This window comes from Salinicola halophyticus (assembly GCF_003206695.1).
Taxonomy (GTDB): Bacteria; Pseudomonadota; Gammaproteobacteria; order Pseudomonadales; family Halomonadaceae; genus Salinicola; species Salinicola halophyticus.
This window is the reverse complement of the sequence record NZ_PZJN01000006.1, coordinates 387,063-404,092: the sequence shown is the minus strand read 5'-3', so window position 1 is coordinate 404,092 and position 17,030 is coordinate 387,063. Positions and strand designations below refer to the sequence as shown.

Genomic DNA, 17,030 nt, shown 5'->3' with positions numbered 1-17,030 from the left:
GGAACCGGAGCCTATGGGGTATAGGTGAGGATTCCGATCGGACCGGCGCCCCGGCACCGCACAACACAGTGATTCTCCGGGGACGCCGAGTTCGCGCAGACAATTATTCAACGCTTCTTCAGGTCTCTCCCAACAATCGCAGACTCTCCATCGGCGCCTGTCGTCGGGCGCCCCGCGACAGCACGAACCCGATGCCACCGACGACCGCCGCGCCCAGAACCGGCATCACGATCCACATCAGCCAGTGCATGCGAGGCGCAAGCCCCAGCCAGCCGTAGATACCCAGCGCGGCCGCCTCGGCCAGTGCCGCGCCCAGCAGCCCGCTGGCGAAACCGAGCAGCGCGAATTCGGCCCACTGCATCCGCGCCAGGATGCGATTGCCGGCGCCGAACACCCGCAGTAACGCCCCCTCGTGAGCCCGCGCCGGCCGGCTGGCGGTGAGCGCGGCGTAGAGCACGCTGACCCCCGCCAGCAGCACGAAGCCGAGCACGAATTCGATGGCTCGCGTGACCTGGCCGAGAATCCCGCGCACCTGCTCCAGCAACGCCTCGACGTTGAGCACCGACACGCCGGGATACTGCCGCACCATCTCGGCCAGCATGTCGTTGTCGCCCTCGGCGAGATGGAACGAGGTGATATAGCTGTGGCCGAAGTCGTCCAAGGCGCCTGGCGGAAAGATGATGAAGAAGTTGGGCTGAAAGCTCTCCCAGTCGAGATGACGCAAACTGGTGATTCGGCCGGTGACGCTGTCGCTGCCGATGGTGAACGTCAGCTCGTCGCCCAGCGAAAGCCCGAGGCGCCCTGCCAGCTCCTCCTCGACCGATATCGGCACTGATCCGTCGCTCGCCGCCTCGGACCCGGTGTCAGTATCGGTATCGGCGCCGAACCACTCGCCGGCGGTGATTCGGTTGCCCTCGGGCAGCGCCGCGCGCCAGGTGAGATTGAGGTCACGCCGCAGCGCGCCGTCTGTCTGGTGATCTTCCGGCACCTGCTGCTTCGGGGGCTTGCCATCGATGGCCGTCAGTCGGCCCCGAACCATGGGATAGAGACCGCTGCCGCTGTCGGCGGCGCTGTCGATCAACGACTCGACGCCGTCGCGCTCCTGCGGCTGGATGTTGATCGCGAAGTAATTGGGCGTATCCGTGGGCAGCTGTGCCTGCCATGTGGTCAGCAGATCGCCCCGGACCAGAGCGATGATCGCCATGGCGGCAAAGGTGACCGAGAACGCCAGCAGCTGGCCGAGGCTTGCCTGACGCCGTCGCGCCAGCTGGCGGCCACCCAGTTGCCAGGCACGGCCGTTCTGGCTCCTTTGCGGCAGCCGAGCCAGCACCGCCAGCAGCAGGTTCATCAGCATCTGGCCGATACCCCATAGCACGACCAGCGCCACCAGGCCGCCCAGCAGAATGCCTGCTGCCAATATCGGATCGCCGGAATAGAGCCACAGCAGCGCGCCGAAGACGAGGCTGGCGAACGTCACCACCAGCCATCCGGACGGCGGGATCGGGTCGAGCTCGCGGCGCAGCACCTTGAGCGCACTGACGCGCTTGAGCCTCAGCAGCGTGGGGCCGGCAAAACCCACCAGCACCGCCAGTGCCGTCAGCACGCCCATCAGCCACGGCATACCGCCGGGGGCAGGCAACTCCAGCGGCAGAAAGCGGGTCAGCAACGACAGCAGTACCGCCTGACCGGCGAGTCCCAGCAGCGCGCCGACCACTGACGCCGCCAGCCCCAGCCAAGCCAGCTGCCAGGCGAACAGCTGACCCAGCTGCCGTTGCGACGCGCCGAAACAGCGCAGCAGCGCGGCCGTATCCAGATGGCGATCGACGTAACGGCGCGTCGCCATGGCGACGGCAACACCCGCCAGCAGCACCGCTGCCAGCCCGGCCAGGCTCAGGTATTTCTGGGCCCGGTCCAGCGAGCGGCCGAGACTGGGACGGTCCACGCGCACATCGCGAATCTCGACGCCGGCCTCGCGCAGCGTATCGAGACGACTGCCGAGACTGTCGACGGCGGCCGGCGGGCCGGCGGCCAGCAGTTCGTACTCGATGCGCGACCCCGGCCTGATCAGACCCGTGGCATCGAGATCCTGGATATTGAGCATGATGCGCGGCGTCAGACCGGCGAAACCGGCCTGCTGGTCGGGCTCGCGATCGATCAGTCCGGTGATGGTCAGCGCCAGAGAGCCGACCTGGACGCTGTCCCCGACCTTGGCATCCAGCAACTGGGCCAGTCGCGGCGCGATCCAGGCACTGCCCGGTGGCGGACCATGAGCGAGTTTCTCGATGCCGTCACCACGATCCACGCGAACCTGACCGTAGAGCGGATAGTGGTCATCGACGACTTTCAGCCCCGCCGGCTGGAAGGCATCTGCCTGACTGACCATCGACACCAGATCGACCTGATCGCTCAACGTCAGGCCGGCCTGACGCAGCTCCTGGCGCAAACCGTCGTCAAAGGGCTGGCCCTGTTCGAGCACCAGATCGCCGCCCAGCAGCTGACCCGCCTGCCGCGTCAGCCCCCGGTCGAGCCGGTCGAGAAAGAAGCCGATCATGGTGGTCGCCGCCACCGCCAGCGCCAACGCCACGAACAGCGCGCGTACGTCGGACGCCCGCAGATCGCGCCGGAGCCCCTTCAGCGACAGTGCGATCAGATTCATGCTTCGACCCCATGCGGCTGACGCTCGACCGCCTGCAGCCTGCCGCCTTCGAGCTGCAGACAGCGATCGCAACGTCTGGCAAGGGCCATGTCGTGCGTCACCAGAATCAGCGTCGTACCGGACTCGCGATTGAGATCGAACAGCAGATCGATGATGCGCTTGCCGGTGGTCTCGTCGAGATTGCCGGTAGGCTCGTCGGCGAAGACCAGATCGGGCTCGGTCACGAAGGCTCGCGCCACCGCCACCCGTTGCTGCTCACCGCCGGAGAGCTGCTTCGGCAGGTGGTCCAGCCGGGCGCCCAGGCCGACACGTTCCAGACATTGGCGACTTTTGACCGCCACGTCTTGCCGAGGAGACAGTTCCAACGGCAACATAACGTTTTCGATTGCCGTCAGAGTGGGTAATAGCTGGAAGTTCTGAAAAACGAAGCCGACGCGGCCTGCACGCAGCGCAGCGCGGCCATCCTCGTCAAGGGTGCTCAGCGAGTGGCCGAACATCTCGAGTTCACCCGAGCTGGGCGAATCCAGCCCCGCCAGCAGGCCCAGCAACGTGGACTTGCCCGCACCGGAACTTCCCACGATGGCGACACTCTCACCGCGATCGACGTTCAACGCCAACGATTCGAGAATGACCAGCTCTCGTTCACCGCTCATCACCCGTTTGCCGAGTTCGTTGGCGTATAGAATCCGCGTTTTCCGCTCGTCAGAGGAGTAAGTCATGTTGCGTGGTTTCCCTGTACTGGGTATCAAATGGCCTGTCGCCGGAATGGCGAGACGCTGTGCAGGTGGCGCGCTATTGCTGGGTCTTTCGCTGCTCTCGCTGACCCCGGGCACCGCCCGCGCCGATACCATCCTGGTCATGGGCGACAGCCTGAGCGCAGCCTACGGCATCGACCCGCAACAAGGTTGGGTCAATCTGTTGAAACAGCGACTGGGGGACGAGCACGACGTCGTCAACGCCAGCATCAGCGGAGAAACGACTTCCGGTGGTTCGGCTCGGCTACTCGATATGCTCCGACAATATCATCCCGACATCGTTCTGCTGGAGCTCGGCGGCAACGATGGTTTACGCGGACTCTCCCCGCAGCAGATGCAGGTCAACCTGGCGAAAATGATCGAACGCAGCCAACAGCAAGACGCCAAGGTCCTGCTGCTGGGCATCGAGGTCCCGCCCAACTACGGCCCCGCCTATAGCGATGCGTTCCGCGGTGTCTTTACCCAGCTGGCCGACGAGTACGAAGTGCCATTGCTGCCCTTTCTGTTGGAGGGGGTCGATCTGGAGACCATGCTTCAAAGCGATGGCATTCACCCCACCGCCGAAGCCCAACCGATCATTCTCGACAACGTCTGGCCCAAGCTGAAACCGCTGCTGACGTCGCCGGCCAACGACAACGCCCCTAACGAAAGTACCGCTAACGACAGCAACGCTAACGACAGCGCCACCAACGACGCAGCCGCCAATGCCGACGAATAAGTGATTCATGGCCTGCGAAGCGGCCGGTTCCGGTGTCGGTCGCTGGCGGCTCGCGACTGACGTGCTATCGTCAACACCTTGAAAAGACTCGCGACATATCGCGTCGAAAGACGGTTCGGCAGGGAGGCTGACGATGGAGAGCGAAACGGCACTGGTCGCCGCGTATGAACTGGATGGACAGGGCGGCGGCAGACTTCTCAGCGTGCGCCAGCTGCGGGAGGCGTGGGCCGATCCTACGCGCCCGCTGTGGATGCATCTGGATTTTCGTCACGAGGACGTCCACACCTACCTCGAGGAGATCGCCGGCCTCGACGAAGCACCGATCGAGGCGCTGCTCGAGGAGGATACCCGCCCCCGCGTGGCCAAGTTCCGCAACGGCGCCGTCACCACCCTGCGCGGTATCAACCTCAATCCCGGTGCCGCACCGGAAGATCTCATCTCGCTACGTATCTGGTGCGCACCTCACCGGATGATCACCCTGCGCCGTCGGCCGTTGAAATCGGTCAGCGACGTGCGTGAACGCATCGACAACGGCGACGGTGCGCTCTCGATCCCGGACCTGCTGGCATGGCTGACCGAAACCCTGGTGGACAAGGTCGGTGACGTCGCTCATCAACTCGACGACCGTCTGGGCGAGCTCGAAGAGGATCAACTGAGCGATCGGGAGGTCGACCCAGACGATCTTTCGCGACTGCGACGTTCGCTGATCACGCTGAGACGTTTCATGGGCCCGCAACGCGACTGTCTGGATCAGATTGCCCAGGGCTCCGAATGGCTGGACGAAGATACCAAGGTGTCGGTTCGCGAGAGCGCCAACCAGCTGTCCCGTTACGTGGAAGATTTCCATGCCATGCAGGAGCGGGCCCTGATTCTGCAGGAACAGCTCTTCAGCGAACACAACGAGCGGCTCAACCAGCGCATGTATATGCTGGCGATCGTCACCACCGTGTTCCTGCCGCTGAGTTTCCTGACCGGGCTACTGGGCATCAACGTCGGCGGCATTCCCGGTGCCGATAGCCCCTACGGCTTCGTGATCTTCGTGACCATCACCGCGCTGGTCGGCGGCTGGGTCATGTGGCTGCTCAAGCGCAAGCACTGGTGGTAAAGCCGTCGCTCGATCATGACGAGGCGCGATCGGTGTGCCCCAGATCGCGCTCGGGATCGAGACGATCACGCACCCGGCGTTTCAGCTCCTTGATATCGGGGAAGCCGCCATCACGCTTGCGCTCCCAGAGCGTCTCGTCGTCGTAGAGCACTTCGAAATGCCCGCCGTGGCTGGGGGCCAGCGCCACCTGCTCGAGGTCTTCACCGAAAGTCTGCAGCAGCTCCTGCGCGTACCAGCTCGCACGCAGCAACCACTGGCATTGGGTACAATAGTGAATCCGGATGCGGGCCATGGGTCTCTCCTCGAACGTTTGAACGCATGATGCGACGGCGCCAAGGGTTAACTCAAGCCGCTAATTCAAGCCGCTACCACGAGGCGTCAACTCAGGCCGCCGACTCGAGCCGATCGCGCGGCGTAAGCGATTGGATTCGATATCACCCGGCCCGGTAGCACCAAAAATCAGGGCCACAGCCAACGGCTCGGAACCGAGCGGGAATCGTCAGGGAAACAGGGACCGTTTTTCATGCCAGCCACAGACACCAGCCTCACTCGCCTCTTCGAACGCGTCACCGGCGACGAAGACAGCCGACTGTGTCGCGATATCTCCGATGATGCCTGTCAGCAACAGCCCGGCAATTTCTTTCGGCATCTGCTAGCCGCTCTCGGCAACAAGCTCGCGGATGAGCTCTCCAACGCACGTTTGATCCTGCCGTGGCTGATGGGCGCCATCGGCGCTCCGGTATGGATGGTCGGGCTGCTGGTGCCGATTCGCGAAGCCGGCGCCCTGCTGCCACAGCTACTGATCGCCGGCTACATCCGACTCCGTCCCATCCGCAAGTGGGTATGGGTCGCAGGCGGTGTCGCTCAAGCCCTCGGCGCCGCGATTCTCGGGCTGCTGGCGCTGTTCGGTCACGGTAGCTGGGGTGGCGCGCTGGTACTGATCGCGCTGACCGGACTGGCGCTGGGTCGGGGGCTATCGTCGGTCGCGACCAAGGACGTCCTCGGCAAGACCATCGCCAAACAGCGTCGCGGTACCCTGATGGGCTGGAGCGCCAGCGCTGCTGGCGCCCTGACGCTGCTGGTCGGCGCCACCCTGATACTGCTTGGCGATCAGCCCGGACACTCCGCATTGGCCGTGTTGCTGTTCGCCGCCGCCCTTGGCTGGATACTGAACGCGCTGTGCGCCGCCGCGATCCGTGAGGCACCCGGGGCTACCGCAGGCGGCGCCAACGCCTGGCAGAGCGTCAGGCAGGGGTTCTCGCTGATGCAGCGTGACCGCCGCTTCCTGCATTTCAATCTCTCCCGCGCCCTGTTGCTGTCGAGTGCGCTCGCCTTGCCGTATCTGGCGTTGCTGGGCCAACAGAACAGCGGCACCGATCTGGCAAGCCTCGGCATTCTGATCGTTACTTCCGGTGTCGCCAGCATGATCGCCGGGCCGATCTGGGGCCGCCTGGCCGACCGCTCCAGCCGGCGAGTCATGCGTAACAGCGCCATCGGCGCGGCGGTTTGCTGCCTGGCCGGGGCCGCCTGTGCATGGCTTCCGGAAACGATGCGAGCCAGCGTATGGCCCTACGCCCTGGTCTACGGGCTGATGATGATCGCCCACGCGGGAATTCGGCTGGGCCGCAAGACCTACGTCATCGATCTGGCCGACAGCGATACGCGGGCGCTCTACGTGGCGTTCTCCAATACGTTCACCGGCGTGCTGATGCTGGCGGTCGGGCTGATGCTGGGCGCGCTCGCTCAGTGGCTGGGCAGCGCCGGCCTATTGTTGCTGCTCGCCGCGCTTGCGATCACCGCCGCACTGAGCTCTCACGCCCTGGCGGAGGTAGAAGAGACAAGCGCCGGCTAATGCGTTGTAATACCGCGTCGTCGTGGCATCATTATCCGACGTAGCGTCTCTATAATCCGTCGAATGCCCAGCCTGGAGGCAAGGATGGCCAGTACTCATAAACACGCACCCCTGATCAACCCGGCGCTATTGGAGCGCATCGTCAATGCCTCGGATGACGGCATCGTGGTGGCCGAGCAGGAAGGCGACGAAAACATTCTGATCTACGCCAATGAAGGCTTCGAAAGGCTGACAGGTTACAGCGTCGACGAGATTCTCTACCGCGATTGCCGCTTCCTCCAGAACGGCGATCGTGACCAACCGGGTATTGACCGGGTTCGCGCTGCGCTGCGGGAGGGTAAACCGTGCCGTGAGGTCCTGCGCAATTACCGCAAGGATGGCAGTGCGTTCTGGAACGAGTTGTCGATCACCCCGGTTTACGACGATGAAGACGAGCTCACCTATTTTGTCGGGGTGCAGAAAGACGTCTCGGGTCTTATCGATGCCTTGCAGGAGCTCGAACTCCTGAAGACAGAGCGCGACACCGCTTAAGGATTCCCACCCTCGTACCCCGTCGCCGTGATGCAGCGGCGACAGATTCTGACGGAATCGATCGGGCTACGGCAGCATGAACCGGGCCAGGCAGACGTCTTCATTCGGGGAGAGGAGCAAAAAAAGCCCGCGCAAGAGGGGGGATGCGCGGGCGAGGCGGGGTGTTACTAGGAGATACATCTAAGACGCGACTCGAACGACTGCTACAGAAGCTATCCATTCGATGAATACAGATTAGCACCCTCATGTTTTTCCGGCAATGCAATTTAACGATCATCTCCATCGCGCGGCTCTATCATCCACCGCCTGGCCCTATCATCCACCGCCTAACTCTATCATCCACCGCCGGGCTCCATCGCATCGCGGAACTCTATCGCTGTTCTGGTTCCCCTCCTCGCCGATCGGGTTTCTCATCCTCGGCGCTCCGGCTTCCAGCCGTGGTCCCTTCATCCTCTTCGGGCTCGGCACGTGGATGGCGATCGGCCAATTCCCGCCGATGATCCTGCAGCTCCCGGCGCAGCGACTCGATCTCGACCTGTAGCTCGCTCACCTGCTCGATCATGTGTCGCATCATGCGCCGGTTCGCCTTGTGCTGCCGCGACTCCGATTCGCCCTGATCTTCGACGAACAACGAACTGACGTACGCTGCGAAGCTACCGAACAGCCCCACCCCGCAGACCATCAGCAGTACGGCGACGATCCGGCCCATCGTCGTAATCGGATAGTAGTCTCCATAACCGACGGTGGTGACCGTCACCACCGCCCACCAAAGCGCTTCTTCGGCGGTATTGATGGGACTTGCCGGATTGGGGGTTTCCACCATCAGCACCGTCATCGCCGCCAACACCACCAGCAAAACGGTCGCCGTTGCCACCGATGCCAGAACGCCCTCGGCTCGATTGCGAAACAGCAGTTGCCAGATCAGTTCCAGGGAACGCAGGGCTCGCAGCACACGAATGATCTGAACCATGCGCGCCAGACGCGCTGCCTGAAACCATCCGGCGGGGATACACGCCAGTAGATCCAACCACCCCCAGCGCATGTAGCGCCATTTGCTGGGTGCGCGATAGAACCGCTGGCAGAAGTCGATAAAGAAGAAAAAACAGACGACATAGTCCAGATAATCGAACAGCTGGAGCATATCCGCCGGCAGATCGAGAAATATCTCGGCCAGCATCGCACCCAGCACGTAGAAGGAAAGTGCCAGATTGAAGAACTGAAAAGGGGTAACGTGTTGCTTCATGGCCTGCCCCATTCACGTAAACGACAAGGCCTGATGGCCATCGGACGAGAATGGCATTATCAGCGGAAGGAACGCCCGGGCGCGAATCGCGAGCTCGTTATTCCGGCACTGGATCGTCAGGCGAGATCGCTGAGCTGAGCCTTCACACCCCGCTTCGCGAGTCACGATGACGAGCGGGAAGCATAGCCCAGCCGCGGCTCATGCCGAGCAGGGGTTGGCGGCCTTCATCTGGGCGAAGTTGGTCACGAACGTATCCATCTTCTCCGCGTCGTACTCCTGCAGGCCGCTGATGACCAGCTTCTTGGAGCCGATCCCCACATCGCGCCCATTGCAGCTCATGCGAAATTCGAGATGGGCCTCGCCACGCTTGCCCTTGACGTCCAGATTGGCCCCGGCGAAATCCAGGTCAAGATCACAGGGGTCATGGTCCTTCAACGAAAAGCCCATGCTGTCGTAGATCACCAGCGGCCGCCGAGGGTTGAACATGACGCCCTTCTCTTCCAGAAGTGGCTGCAGGTAGTGCGGAAAATTGCGCCCGGAGAACGCCACGTAACGCCGTGTGAACGTCTCGACGGTCGCCGGATCGCGGATCGTCCAGCCGCTGCGCTTGACGCTCAGGTACTGCTTGCCGACCTGATCGACGACGCTGACGGTACCGGCATCGTCCTCGACGAACTGCAATGACACGCTATCACCCACCATCCCGCAGAAATGGAACGTCATGTGCTGGGACAGACCGTAGCGAGACAGCACCAGGGCGAACAGTAGATCCCCGGGTACGCAGAACCGGCGCGCGCAGGGATCATGGATCGGGTTGTAATCTCCCGCGATCCGGCGCGCGAACTGACTGGCCTGCGCTGCCGTGATACAGAAACCGTCGGCGGCGGTAGAGTGAAACTCGTCGAGAAACATAGGTGGTCGACCCACATGTCGAATGACTTGGCGATGAAATGGCTTGGCGTCGGTATTCATTGATATTCTAGGCGCCGCTCTTTTACCACATGTCCGAGCAAAGCACAGCGTACCATTAACATTTAGCGACAAACGATAGCGTAGTTTACTTAAATGAAGGTTCCAACCACAGCCCCGGAAAGCGATAGTTCCCGCTCATGCCCCTGCGGCAGCGCGCTCGGCTACGCTCACTGTTGCGCGATCTATCATCTCGGAGAAGCCGCCGCGCCGACGCCGGAGGCCCTGATGCGCTCCCGCTACAGCGCTTTTGCGCTCGGCGGCCTGGGCGCCTATCTCCTCGCCACCTGGGATCCTCGCACTCGCGACCCGGCGTTGACGGAGGCGCAGCTCGATGTACGAGACAGCCATTGGCTGGGGCTCGAGATCATCGAGGCTCAGGCGCATGGCGCCCAGGGCATGGTCGAGTTCAAGGCGCGCTTCCGTCCGGTCACGGCAGCGGCGCTCGCCGCGCCTCAGGTGCTTCACGAGCGCTCGCGTTTCCGTCGGCACCGGGGGCTCTGGCGTTACCTCGACGGCATCATTGATCCGCCGGCCGACGGCGCCCCCGTTTCACGCAATGCGCCCTGCCCTTGTGGCAGCGGCAAAAAGGCCAAACGCTGCTGCCTGCGTTGATCCCGTTTCGCCAACGCGACGAAACGCGCATCGCTATGGAACACATGTTGATGGCCCGCTACGCTTTTCCCGAACCGAAGCCTCGCCAGCCACTCGATACGGTGAGTCATTCAGCCCTACTGCCGCGCCGCCGCGCGCCAATCCCCCGACATCAAAAGCAGGTGCATGAACATTTCCGATAGCGCCACGAACCTTCTTTCCAGCCTTCAGACCGAACTGGGTCAGTGGCTCCATATCCCCGGCTGGATCGTATTCCCGACCCTGATAATGCTGGCGGCGGTCATCATCGATATCGCACTGCATTTCGTGCTCAACCGGATGGAGCGCCGTCTGCGAGATTCGCCGCGTCGCTGGGATGACCCCATCCTGCACGGATTGCGCCTTCCGCTGCGTTGGTGGGTCTGGGTCACCGCACTGATGGTCAGTCTAGGTGTGGTTGGTGACCATTTCGGGATCGAGCGCGTCAACACCGTACTCTCCAGGCTTGGCGCTCTGATCACGCTATTGCTGGTTGCCTGGGGCGGCATCCGACTTTTCCGGCGTCTCGAACAGCGGCTGGTGTTTCCGCCGGGCAACTGTCACGCCAAGCCGGTCGACCCCACCTCAGCGTCGGCCCTGACCAAGATCGTCGGCGCCGTGATGATCGTCACGCTGCTATTGATCGGGCTGCAGATTCTGGGCGTATCGATGTCGAGCATTCTGGCCATGGGCGGCTTCGGCGGCCTGGTGATCGGCTTTGCCGCGCGGGACGTCATCGCCAATTTCTTCGGCGGCATGGTGGTTCATCTGGACAAGCCGTTCGTGGTCGGCGACTGGATCCGCTCCCCCGAACGCCAGATTGAGGGCATCGTCGAAGATATCGGCTGGCGCCTCACCACCGTCCGGACCTTCGCCGGGCCACCGCTCTACGTGCCCAACGCCTGGTTCAGTCAGATTTCGGTGGAAACGCCAACGCGAATGGTCAGCCGTCGCCTATGGGAAACCATCAGCCTCCGCTACCAGGATATCGGCGCCGTCGAGAACGTCGCCCGGGATATCCGCAACATGCTGCTGAAGCACGAGGAAATCGATCAGGACGAGCTGATCACGGTCAACTTCGCTACCTTCGGCCAGTACTCGCTGGATATCATTGTCTACGCCTTCACCCACGAGACGGATTGGCAACGCTTTCACGAGATCAAGCAGGGAATCCTCTTGAAGATCCGCGACATCATCGATGAACGGGGCGCGGAACTGGCTATCCCGGCCTCCCGCATCTATTTACCCGAAGGCGTTGAACAAGGGAGTTTAGAGAAAGAGCGTGTTGAAAAGGAGAGCGCTGAAAAAGAGGAGAGTGAAAAAGACCGCGCCGGGCAAGACGACTCCCGCAACGACAGCGCCAGGCGTGACGACGTCGAACGTGAAAACGTCGAGCGTCAGGACGCCGAAAACGAGAGCGAACGGCGGCGCAATCGCCAGGGCGCGTCGTCACGCACGGCTCGACAATCTCAGGAAGGCAACCGCCGAACCGCCCCTGGCCCCAGCGATACCGATGGGGGCGGAGAAGGCGACGCCTGACGCCGGTTCCCGCCGACAAGCCCCGGATCAATCTCTGTCCGGGGCGCCCAGTTCGCGCCAGGCGCTGCATAGCCAGTGCCCGGCCGTAGCGATCTCGGCATCCGTGGCGCCGGCATAACCCAGTACCAGACCTGCTTTCGCGGGTGGTTTCAGGTAATAACGCGAGAGCGGCGAGAGCAGAATCCCGGCTTCCCGTCCCCGTGCGACCAGTGCGGTTTCGAGCTCGACACTCTCCAGCTCGGCGACCAGATGCATCCCCGCCTGCCCTGCCGACAGCACGAGCCCGCGTGCGACGGCCGGAGCCAGCGCCTCGCGTAACTTCGCCTGCCGCCAGCGGTAGAGTTCACGCATTCGCGAAACGTGACGCACGAAGTGCCCCTCGGCGATGAAGGCCGCCAGTGCCGCCTGCGCCACGTACTGACCTTCCCGGTGAAGTCGCGCATTGGCGCGCGTGAACGGCTCGACCAGCGCGTCGGGCAGTACCAGATAGCCGAGCCGCAACCCCGGATACAGCACCTTGCTGAACGTGCCGACGTAGATCACCGGCGCGTTGTCGACGAGACCCTGCAGCGACGCGATCGGCGCACTGGCGTAGCGAAACTCGCTGTCGTAGTCATCCTCGATAATCCAGGCCCCGTGGCGGAAAGCGGCTTCGAGCAACGCCATCCGCCGCGGCAAGGTCAGCGTTACCCCGCTGGGGTATTGATGCGAAGGCGTGACGTAGATCAACCGCGGCGCTGGCGTCCCGTCCGGTACGCGATTCACGTTCGCGCCGTCCTCGTCCACCGCCAGCGGTATGGGATTCAGACCGGCCGCCACGAAGCAGGACTGCGCACCGCCGTAGCCGGGCTCTTCCACCCACACCGTGTCGCCGGCATCGGCAAGCAGTCGGGCGATCAGTTCGAAGCCCTGCTGGGCGCCCTGGGTGATCAGAATCTGTTGGGGCCGGCAACGAACCGAGCGCGACAGCCGCAGATAGTCACACAGCGCTTCGCGTAACGCCGGGACGCCGCCCTGGTGCTGGTAGTCGTGCCATTCGATCGGTGCTCGCTGGTAGTGCCGACGCAGCAAGCGCTGCCAGCGCTCGCGCGGAAACTGGTCCAGCGCCGGCACACCCGGTGCGAAGGCGGTATGGCGATTGCTCAACACGCCGCTGAAATCGAGAATGCGCTGACCCCGATCGGAGAGTTCTTGAGTGACGGCGACAGCACTGGACGCCGGTATTGCCTCAGCGCCGCTTTCCGATTGCCACGCGGCGACGAAGACCCCCGCGCCCTGGCGGGTTTCCACGAAGCCCTCGGCCGTGAGCCGGTCGACGGCGGCCAGCACGGTGTTACGCCCGAGTCCGAGCTCGCGGGCCAACTGGCGCGAAGAAGGCAGTGCGCTGCCGGCGCCGAGCTGACCTTGCTGAATCCACTCTCGCAGCGATTGATAGAGCCGCTGGCTCAAGGTCCGCGTCGACGGCGAGGCGAGTTGCATCGACAGCGCGTCGATGATCCAGAGTCGATGGGCATGAGATGGTGTTGCTGGCTCTATCTTCATTGATTGACTGATCACTGGGTGACTGGCCACGGGTTTCCTCTCCGCGGGCTACTTCACTACTGGTTCCCATATTACCGCGCCAACTGGACCTTACCGAGGAACCAGTATGGTGCCAGACTGATTTTACGTCACGTCACTGCCAAAAGAGCCCGATATGCACACCATTCGTGTCGCCAAGCCCGAAGATATCGACGACCTCGCGCCGCTGGTCGACGGCTATCTTCAGTTCTACCGACAACCCAGCGACCCGGAAGGCGCAAGGCGCTTTCTGCTCCAGCGCTTCGAACGGCAAGACGCGCAGCTACTGATCGCGCTGGATGACGGCGGCTCGGCCGTCGGTTTCGTTCAGCTGTTCCCCGTGCCGTCGACCACCTCACTCGGTTCACGCTGGATACTCAACGATCTCTTCGTCGTCCCCGAGGCCCGTCGAGCCGGCACCGGCAGCGCGCTGCTGCAGGCCGCCAGAAATCTAGCGGCGGAACATGGCGTGGCGCAGCTGATGCTGCGCACACAGACCGACAACGTCGCCGCCCAGTCTCGATATCAGGCGCTCGGCTGGCAGCGCGACGAGTCGTTCCATACCTATCTATTGAGCGTTTGATGTCATGACCAACGACTATGGCCAACCCGTCGGCGCGGATATCGAAAACTGGCGGCCCCCTTCGCTGCCAAATGCCGTCGCGCTGCAAGGCCGCTTCTGCCGCCTGGAACCGTTGGATCCCGCACTTCATGCGCCAGCGCTGTGGCAGGCGTGGCAAATGCCGGATCCTGCTATCGCCAACGATCACGAGGCCAAGGCGCGCTGGACCTATCTCGGCGGCCGCAGGTTCGACGACGAAGCCGGCTGTCGACGCTGGCTGGAGACGATGACCGCAGGCAATGACCCACGCTGCTACGCCATTATCGATCCGGCGGATGATCGGGCCGTCGGCATGGCGACCTATCTGCGCATCGTGCCGACCGACGGTAGCGTCGAGATCGGCCATCTCAGTTTCTCGCCGCGTATGGCGCGCACGCCGATCTCCAGCGAAGCGTTGATGCTGATGATCCGTTACGCCTTCGAGCTCGGCTACCGCCGCGTGGAGTGGAAATGCGACGCCTTGAACGCACCCTCGCGGCGCGCCGCCGAACGCCTGGGTTTCCGCTTCGAGGGCCTATTTCGCCAGCATCGCGTGGTCAACGGTCGCAATCGCGATACGGCCTGGTTCTCGATCATCGACGAAGAGTGGCCGGCAATTCGGCGCTGTCACGAACAGTGGCTGTCAGCGGAGAATTTCGATATCGACGGCCGCCAGCGCCGGTCGCTTTCGAACATGACCGCCGAACTGACACGGGCGGAGCGCTGAGCATGCACCAGCCAAGTCAGTTCCGCCTCGACGATGGTGAAGCATTGCGGGTGGCCATCGACGAGGCGCCGTTCGCGACGCTGGTGACCCAGAGTCATGACGGCAAACTGACCGCCGACCATCTTCCTCTGTTGTTCGAGCCGGCCAGCGACGAGTCGACGCCAGCCAAACTGCTGGGACATATCGCCCGGGGCAATCCGCTCGCCCACGAATTGAAGAACGCCTCGCACACGCGTTCGGCCTTGGCCATCTTCCACGGACCGCAGGCGTACATCACGCCGAGCTGGTATCCGGCCAAACGCGAGCACGGTAGGGTCGTGCCGACGTGGAACTACCAGGTCGTGCATGCCCACTGTCAGCTTCGACTGGTCGACGATGCCGAGTGGCTGAAAGCGCTGGTCACGGAACTGACCACGCGTTTCGAGCGTGATCGCGAATCGCCCTGGGCGGTCGATGACGCACCAGCGGATTTTATCGACAAGATGCACCGAGCCATCCTCGGCGCGGAACTCACGATCGAGCGACTGGAAGGCAAGCGCAAGGCGAGCCAGCACAAACCGCTGGAGGAGCGCGAAGCGATCCGGCGAGGATTGCGCGACGAATACGGCTACGATGACGCAGACTCGCGCTGTTTGAGCGGCATCGACTAGAGGAGAAACGGCCATGTCCGAATACCGCGCCAGTATCCACTGGCAGCGACAACCCGACGAAACGTTCACCGACAGCCGCTACAGCCGTGGCCATGAGTGGCGCTTTGACGGCGGTGTCAGCCTACCGGCATCGTCATCGCCCCATGTGGTGCCGCTGCCCTACTCCATCGAGTCCCACGTCGATCCGGAGGAGGCTTTCGTCGCCTCGCTGGCCAGCTGTCACATGTTGGTGTTTCTGGGCATTGCCGCCAAGCGACGCTTTGCCGTGGACCGTTACAAAGATCGAGCCGTGGGCGTGATGGAGAAAAATGCGGAAGGCAAACTCTCCATTACGCGAGTGACGTTGCGCCCGGCCGTAACGTTTTCCGGTGAGCGCCTTCCGGCCCGCAAGCAGCTCGAGACGATGCATCACCAGGCCCATCGCGACTGCTTCATCGCCAACTCGGTGAAGACCGAGGTCATCACCGAGATCGTCGAGCCTTGGGATATCTGAAATGACCCGAATCATCACTTACCTTGAAGCCCGCGAGCACCTTAGTTGGGCCGAGGCTGTCGATGCCCTCCAACAGGGCCATCACGCCGCCCGGCCAGAGATCGCCGACGCTTTTCTCGGCCCCGGCGACAAGACGCTGCTCAACCGTTCGTGTTTCATCCCCGGTTTTGGCTACGGCGTCAAGGCAGTCACCGTCTTCGACGGCAATGCCGCTCGCGGTCTGGATACCGTGCAAGGCGCCATGCTCTATTTCGCGCCCGATGACGGCCAGTTGAAGGCGATCATCGAAAGCCGGCTGGTCACCGAGATCAAGACGGCCAGCGATTCCGTGCTTGGGGCGCTTTCGCTTGCCCGACCGGACAGCCGTCATCTGCTGATTTGCGGCGCGGGTAGGGTCGCGGCGAGCCTGATCGACGCCTACACCGCGCTGTTTCCCGAGCTCGAGCGCATCAGCGTGTGGAATCGCACTCATGACAAAGCCGTGGCACTCGCCGAAACCTGCATTCATCGTGACCTGCACGTCACTGCGGTGACCGATCTGGACACCGCCGCCCGATCGGCAGATATCATCTCCAGCGCGACCATGGCGCGTGCCCCCCTGATTCTGGGCGAGTGGATACGACCCGGAACCCATGTCGATCTGATCGGGGCGTTCAAGGCCGACATGCGCGAGGCGGACGATGCCCTGCTGCAAAAGGGTCGACTGTTTGTGGATAGCCGCGCGACGACGATGGGCCATATCGGGGAACTGAAGATTCCTCTGGCCAGTGGCGCCATCTCCGAACGAGACGTTCTCGGCGATTTCTACGATCTGCTCGGCGGCCAGGCCGGCCGCCAGGAGGCGAGCGACATCACGGTATTCAAGAATGGCGGCGGCGCGCATCTCGACCTGATGATCGCGCGTTATATCGCCGAGACGATGCGCTAACGGCTGCGGCGTTACCTTACGCTCCTGAAGACGGGCGCCACTGGAATGCCCTCAGTCAGGGGCGTAAAAT

At 63.0% G+C, this 17,030-nt stretch carries 17 protein-coding genes; 11 read left to right on the top strand and 6 right to left on the bottom strand.

From position 1 onward, the window contains the following. Positions 1-118: 118 nt before the first annotated feature. Both DOM58_RS09670 and DOM58_RS09665 read right to left on the bottom strand, forming a co-directional pair. Positions 119-2,656, bottom strand: a complete 2,538-nt coding sequence (locus tag DOM58_RS09670) for an ABC transporter permease (protein WP_110692666.1) — start codon at positions 2,654-2,656, stop codon at positions 119-121. Beyond that, positions 2,653-3,375: an ABC transporter ATP-binding protein gene (locus tag DOM58_RS09665; RefSeq protein ID WP_110692665.1), complete on the bottom strand. Its 723-nt coding sequence runs from the start codon at positions 3,373-3,375 to the stop codon at positions 2,653-2,655. Before DOM58_RS09665 ends, DOM58_RS09670 begins: the two co-directional genes overlap by 4 nt. Between DOM58_RS09665 and DOM58_RS09660 the strand changes: the two genes are divergently transcribed. After that, positions 3,374-4,129 (top strand): arylesterase, encoded by a 756-nt coding sequence (locus tag DOM58_RS09660; protein WP_110692664.1) that lies wholly within the window; start codon positions 3,374-3,376, stop codon positions 4,127-4,129. The genes DOM58_RS09665 and DOM58_RS09660 overlap by 2 nt on opposite strands. Before the next feature lie 133 nt (positions 4,130-4,262). Further along, positions 4,263-5,234: a zinc transporter ZntB gene (locus tag DOM58_RS09655; protein ID WP_110692663.1), complete on the top strand. Its 972-nt coding sequence runs from the start codon at positions 4,263-4,265 to the stop codon at positions 5,232-5,234. A 13-nt stretch (positions 5,235-5,247) separates the two neighbouring features. Here DOM58_RS09655 and DOM58_RS09650 read toward each other — a convergent pair whose 3' ends face one another. Next, positions 5,248-5,526, bottom strand: coding sequence for an Rdx family protein (locus DOM58_RS09650; protein WP_110692662.1), 279 nt, complete (start codon positions 5,524-5,526; stop codon positions 5,248-5,250). 231 nt (positions 5,527-5,757) lie between these two features. Between DOM58_RS09650 and DOM58_RS09645 the strand changes: the two genes are divergently transcribed. Continuing rightward, positions 5,758-7,086: an MFS transporter gene (locus DOM58_RS09645; protein WP_110692661.1), complete on the top strand. Its 1,329-nt coding sequence runs from the start codon at positions 5,758-5,760 to the stop codon at positions 7,084-7,086. Positions 7,087-7,170: 84 nt separating this feature from the next. After that, on the top strand, positions 7,171-7,617 hold the full coding sequence (locus tag DOM58_RS09640) for a PAS domain-containing protein (protein ID WP_075562820.1): 447 nt from the start codon (positions 7,171-7,173) through the stop codon (positions 7,615-7,617). Positions 7,618-7,987: 370 nt separating this feature from the next. Here DOM58_RS09640 and DOM58_RS09635 read toward each other — a convergent pair whose 3' ends face one another. Together DOM58_RS09635 and DOM58_RS09630 are read right to left on the bottom strand one after the other, a co-directional pair. Further along, positions 7,988-8,860 carry an ion transporter gene (locus DOM58_RS09635; protein WP_110692660.1) on the bottom strand — a complete coding sequence of 291 codons (873 nt, stop codon included), beginning with the start codon at positions 8,858-8,860 and terminating at the stop codon, positions 7,988-7,990. 198 nt (positions 8,861-9,058) lie between these two features. Further along, complete coding sequence (locus tag DOM58_RS09630) at positions 9,059-9,772, bottom strand: DUF3581 family protein (protein WP_110692659.1); 714 nt, start codon at positions 9,770-9,772, stop codon at positions 9,059-9,061. Between the two features lie 153 nt (positions 9,773-9,925). Between DOM58_RS09630 and DOM58_RS09625 the strand changes: the two genes are divergently transcribed. Both DOM58_RS09625 and DOM58_RS09620 read left to right on the top strand, forming a co-directional pair. Continuing rightward, positions 9,926-10,444 (top strand): YchJ family protein, encoded by a 519-nt coding sequence (locus DOM58_RS09625; RefSeq protein WP_110692658.1) that lies wholly within the window; start codon positions 9,926-9,928, stop codon positions 10,442-10,444. A 165-nt stretch (positions 10,445-10,609) separates the two neighbouring features. Next, positions 10,610-12,001 (top strand): mechanosensitive ion channel family protein, encoded by a 1,392-nt coding sequence (locus DOM58_RS09620; RefSeq protein WP_110692657.1) that lies wholly within the window; start codon positions 10,610-10,612, stop codon positions 11,999-12,001. A 27-nt stretch (positions 12,002-12,028) separates the two neighbouring features. Here the strand turns inward: DOM58_RS09620 and pdxR are convergent, their stop codons facing one another. Continuing rightward, on the bottom strand, positions 12,029-13,543 hold the full coding sequence (gene pdxR / locus DOM58_RS09615; protein WP_110692656.1) for a MocR-like pyridoxine biosynthesis transcription factor PdxR: 1,515 nt from the start codon (positions 13,541-13,543) through the stop codon (positions 12,029-12,031). A 154-nt stretch (positions 13,544-13,697) separates the two neighbouring features. On the opposite strand from pdxR, the gene DOM58_RS09610 reads away from it, so the two are divergent. From DOM58_RS09610 to DOM58_RS09590, 5 genes are read left to right on the top strand one after another with little or no spacing between them, the layout of a single operon-like run. Then, complete coding sequence (locus DOM58_RS09610; RefSeq protein ID WP_110692655.1) at positions 13,698-14,144, top strand: GNAT family N-acetyltransferase; 447 nt, start codon at positions 13,698-13,700, stop codon at positions 14,142-14,144. 4 nt (positions 14,145-14,148) lie between these two features. Then, a complete protein-coding gene (locus DOM58_RS09605; RefSeq protein WP_110692654.1) occupies positions 14,149-14,889 on the top strand; it encodes a GNAT family N-acetyltransferase in 741 nt (246 codons plus the stop codon). Between the two features lie 2 nt (positions 14,890-14,891). Continuing rightward, positions 14,892-15,539, top strand: a complete 648-nt coding sequence (locus DOM58_RS09600) for an FMN-binding negative transcriptional regulator (RefSeq protein WP_110692653.1) — start codon at positions 14,892-14,894, stop codon at positions 15,537-15,539. Positions 15,540-15,552: 13 nt separating this feature from the next. Then, positions 15,553-16,032, top strand: a complete 480-nt coding sequence (locus tag DOM58_RS09595; protein WP_110692652.1) for an OsmC family protein — start codon at positions 15,553-15,555, stop codon at positions 16,030-16,032. A gap of 1 nt (position 16,033) precedes the next feature. Then, on the top strand, positions 16,034-16,960 hold the full coding sequence (locus DOM58_RS09590) for an ornithine cyclodeaminase family protein (RefSeq protein WP_110692651.1): 927 nt from the start codon (positions 16,034-16,036) through the stop codon (positions 16,958-16,960). Positions 16,961-17,030 lie beyond the last annotated feature (70 nt).

What these genes read in the sequence shown, in the direction of transcription:
- DOM58_RS09670 (WP_110692666.1), bottom strand. Translation starts at nt 2,656, where the DNA reads ATGAATCTGATCGCACTGTCGCTGAAGGGGCTCCGGCGCGATCTGCGG.
- DOM58_RS09660 (WP_110692664.1), top strand. Translation starts at nt 3,374, where the DNA reads ATGTTGCGTGGTTTCCCTGTACTGGGTATCAAATGGCCTGTCGCCGGA.
- DOM58_RS09665 (WP_110692665.1), bottom strand. Translation starts at nt 3,375, where the DNA reads ATGACTTACTCCTCTGACGAGCGGAAAACGCGGATTCTATACGCCAAC.
- DOM58_RS09655 (WP_110692663.1), top strand. Translation starts at nt 4,263, where the DNA reads ATGGAGAGCGAAACGGCACTGGTCGCCGCGTATGAACTGGATGGACAG.
- DOM58_RS09650 (WP_110692662.1), bottom strand. Translation starts at nt 5,526, where the DNA reads ATGGCCCGCATCCGGATTCACTATTGTACCCAATGCCAGTGGTTGCTG.
- DOM58_RS09645 (WP_110692661.1), top strand. Translation starts at nt 5,758, where the DNA reads ATGCCAGCCACAGACACCAGCCTCACTCGCCTCTTCGAACGCGTCACC.
- DOM58_RS09640 (WP_075562820.1), top strand. Translation starts at nt 7,171, where the DNA reads ATGGCCAGTACTCATAAACACGCACCCCTGATCAACCCGGCGCTATTG.
- DOM58_RS09635 (WP_110692660.1), bottom strand. Translation starts at nt 8,860, where the DNA reads ATGAAGCAACACGTTACCCCTTTTCAGTTCTTCAATCTGGCACTTTCC.
- DOM58_RS09630 (WP_110692659.1), bottom strand. Translation starts at nt 9,772, where the DNA reads ATGTTTCTCGACGAGTTTCACTCTACCGCCGCCGACGGTTTCTGTATC.
- DOM58_RS09625 (WP_110692658.1), top strand. Translation starts at nt 9,926, where the DNA reads ATGAAGGTTCCAACCACAGCCCCGGAAAGCGATAGTTCCCGCTCATGC.
- DOM58_RS09620 (WP_110692657.1), top strand. Translation starts at nt 10,610, where the DNA reads ATGAACATTTCCGATAGCGCCACGAACCTTCTTTCCAGCCTTCAGACC.
- pdxR (WP_110692656.1), bottom strand. Translation starts at nt 13,543, where the DNA reads ATGAAGATAGAGCCAGCAACACCATCTCATGCCCATCGACTCTGGATC.
- DOM58_RS09610 (WP_110692655.1), top strand. Translation starts at nt 13,698, where the DNA reads ATGCACACCATTCGTGTCGCCAAGCCCGAAGATATCGACGACCTCGCG.
- DOM58_RS09605 (WP_110692654.1), top strand. Translation starts at nt 14,149, where the DNA reads ATGACCAACGACTATGGCCAACCCGTCGGCGCGGATATCGAAAACTGG.
- DOM58_RS09600 (WP_110692653.1), top strand. Translation starts at nt 14,892, where the DNA reads ATGCACCAGCCAAGTCAGTTCCGCCTCGACGATGGTGAAGCATTGCGG.
- DOM58_RS09595 (WP_110692652.1), top strand. Translation starts at nt 15,553, where the DNA reads ATGTCCGAATACCGCGCCAGTATCCACTGGCAGCGACAACCCGACGAA.
- DOM58_RS09590 (WP_110692651.1), top strand. Translation starts at nt 16,034, where the DNA reads ATGACCCGAATCATCACTTACCTTGAAGCCCGCGAGCACCTTAGTTGG.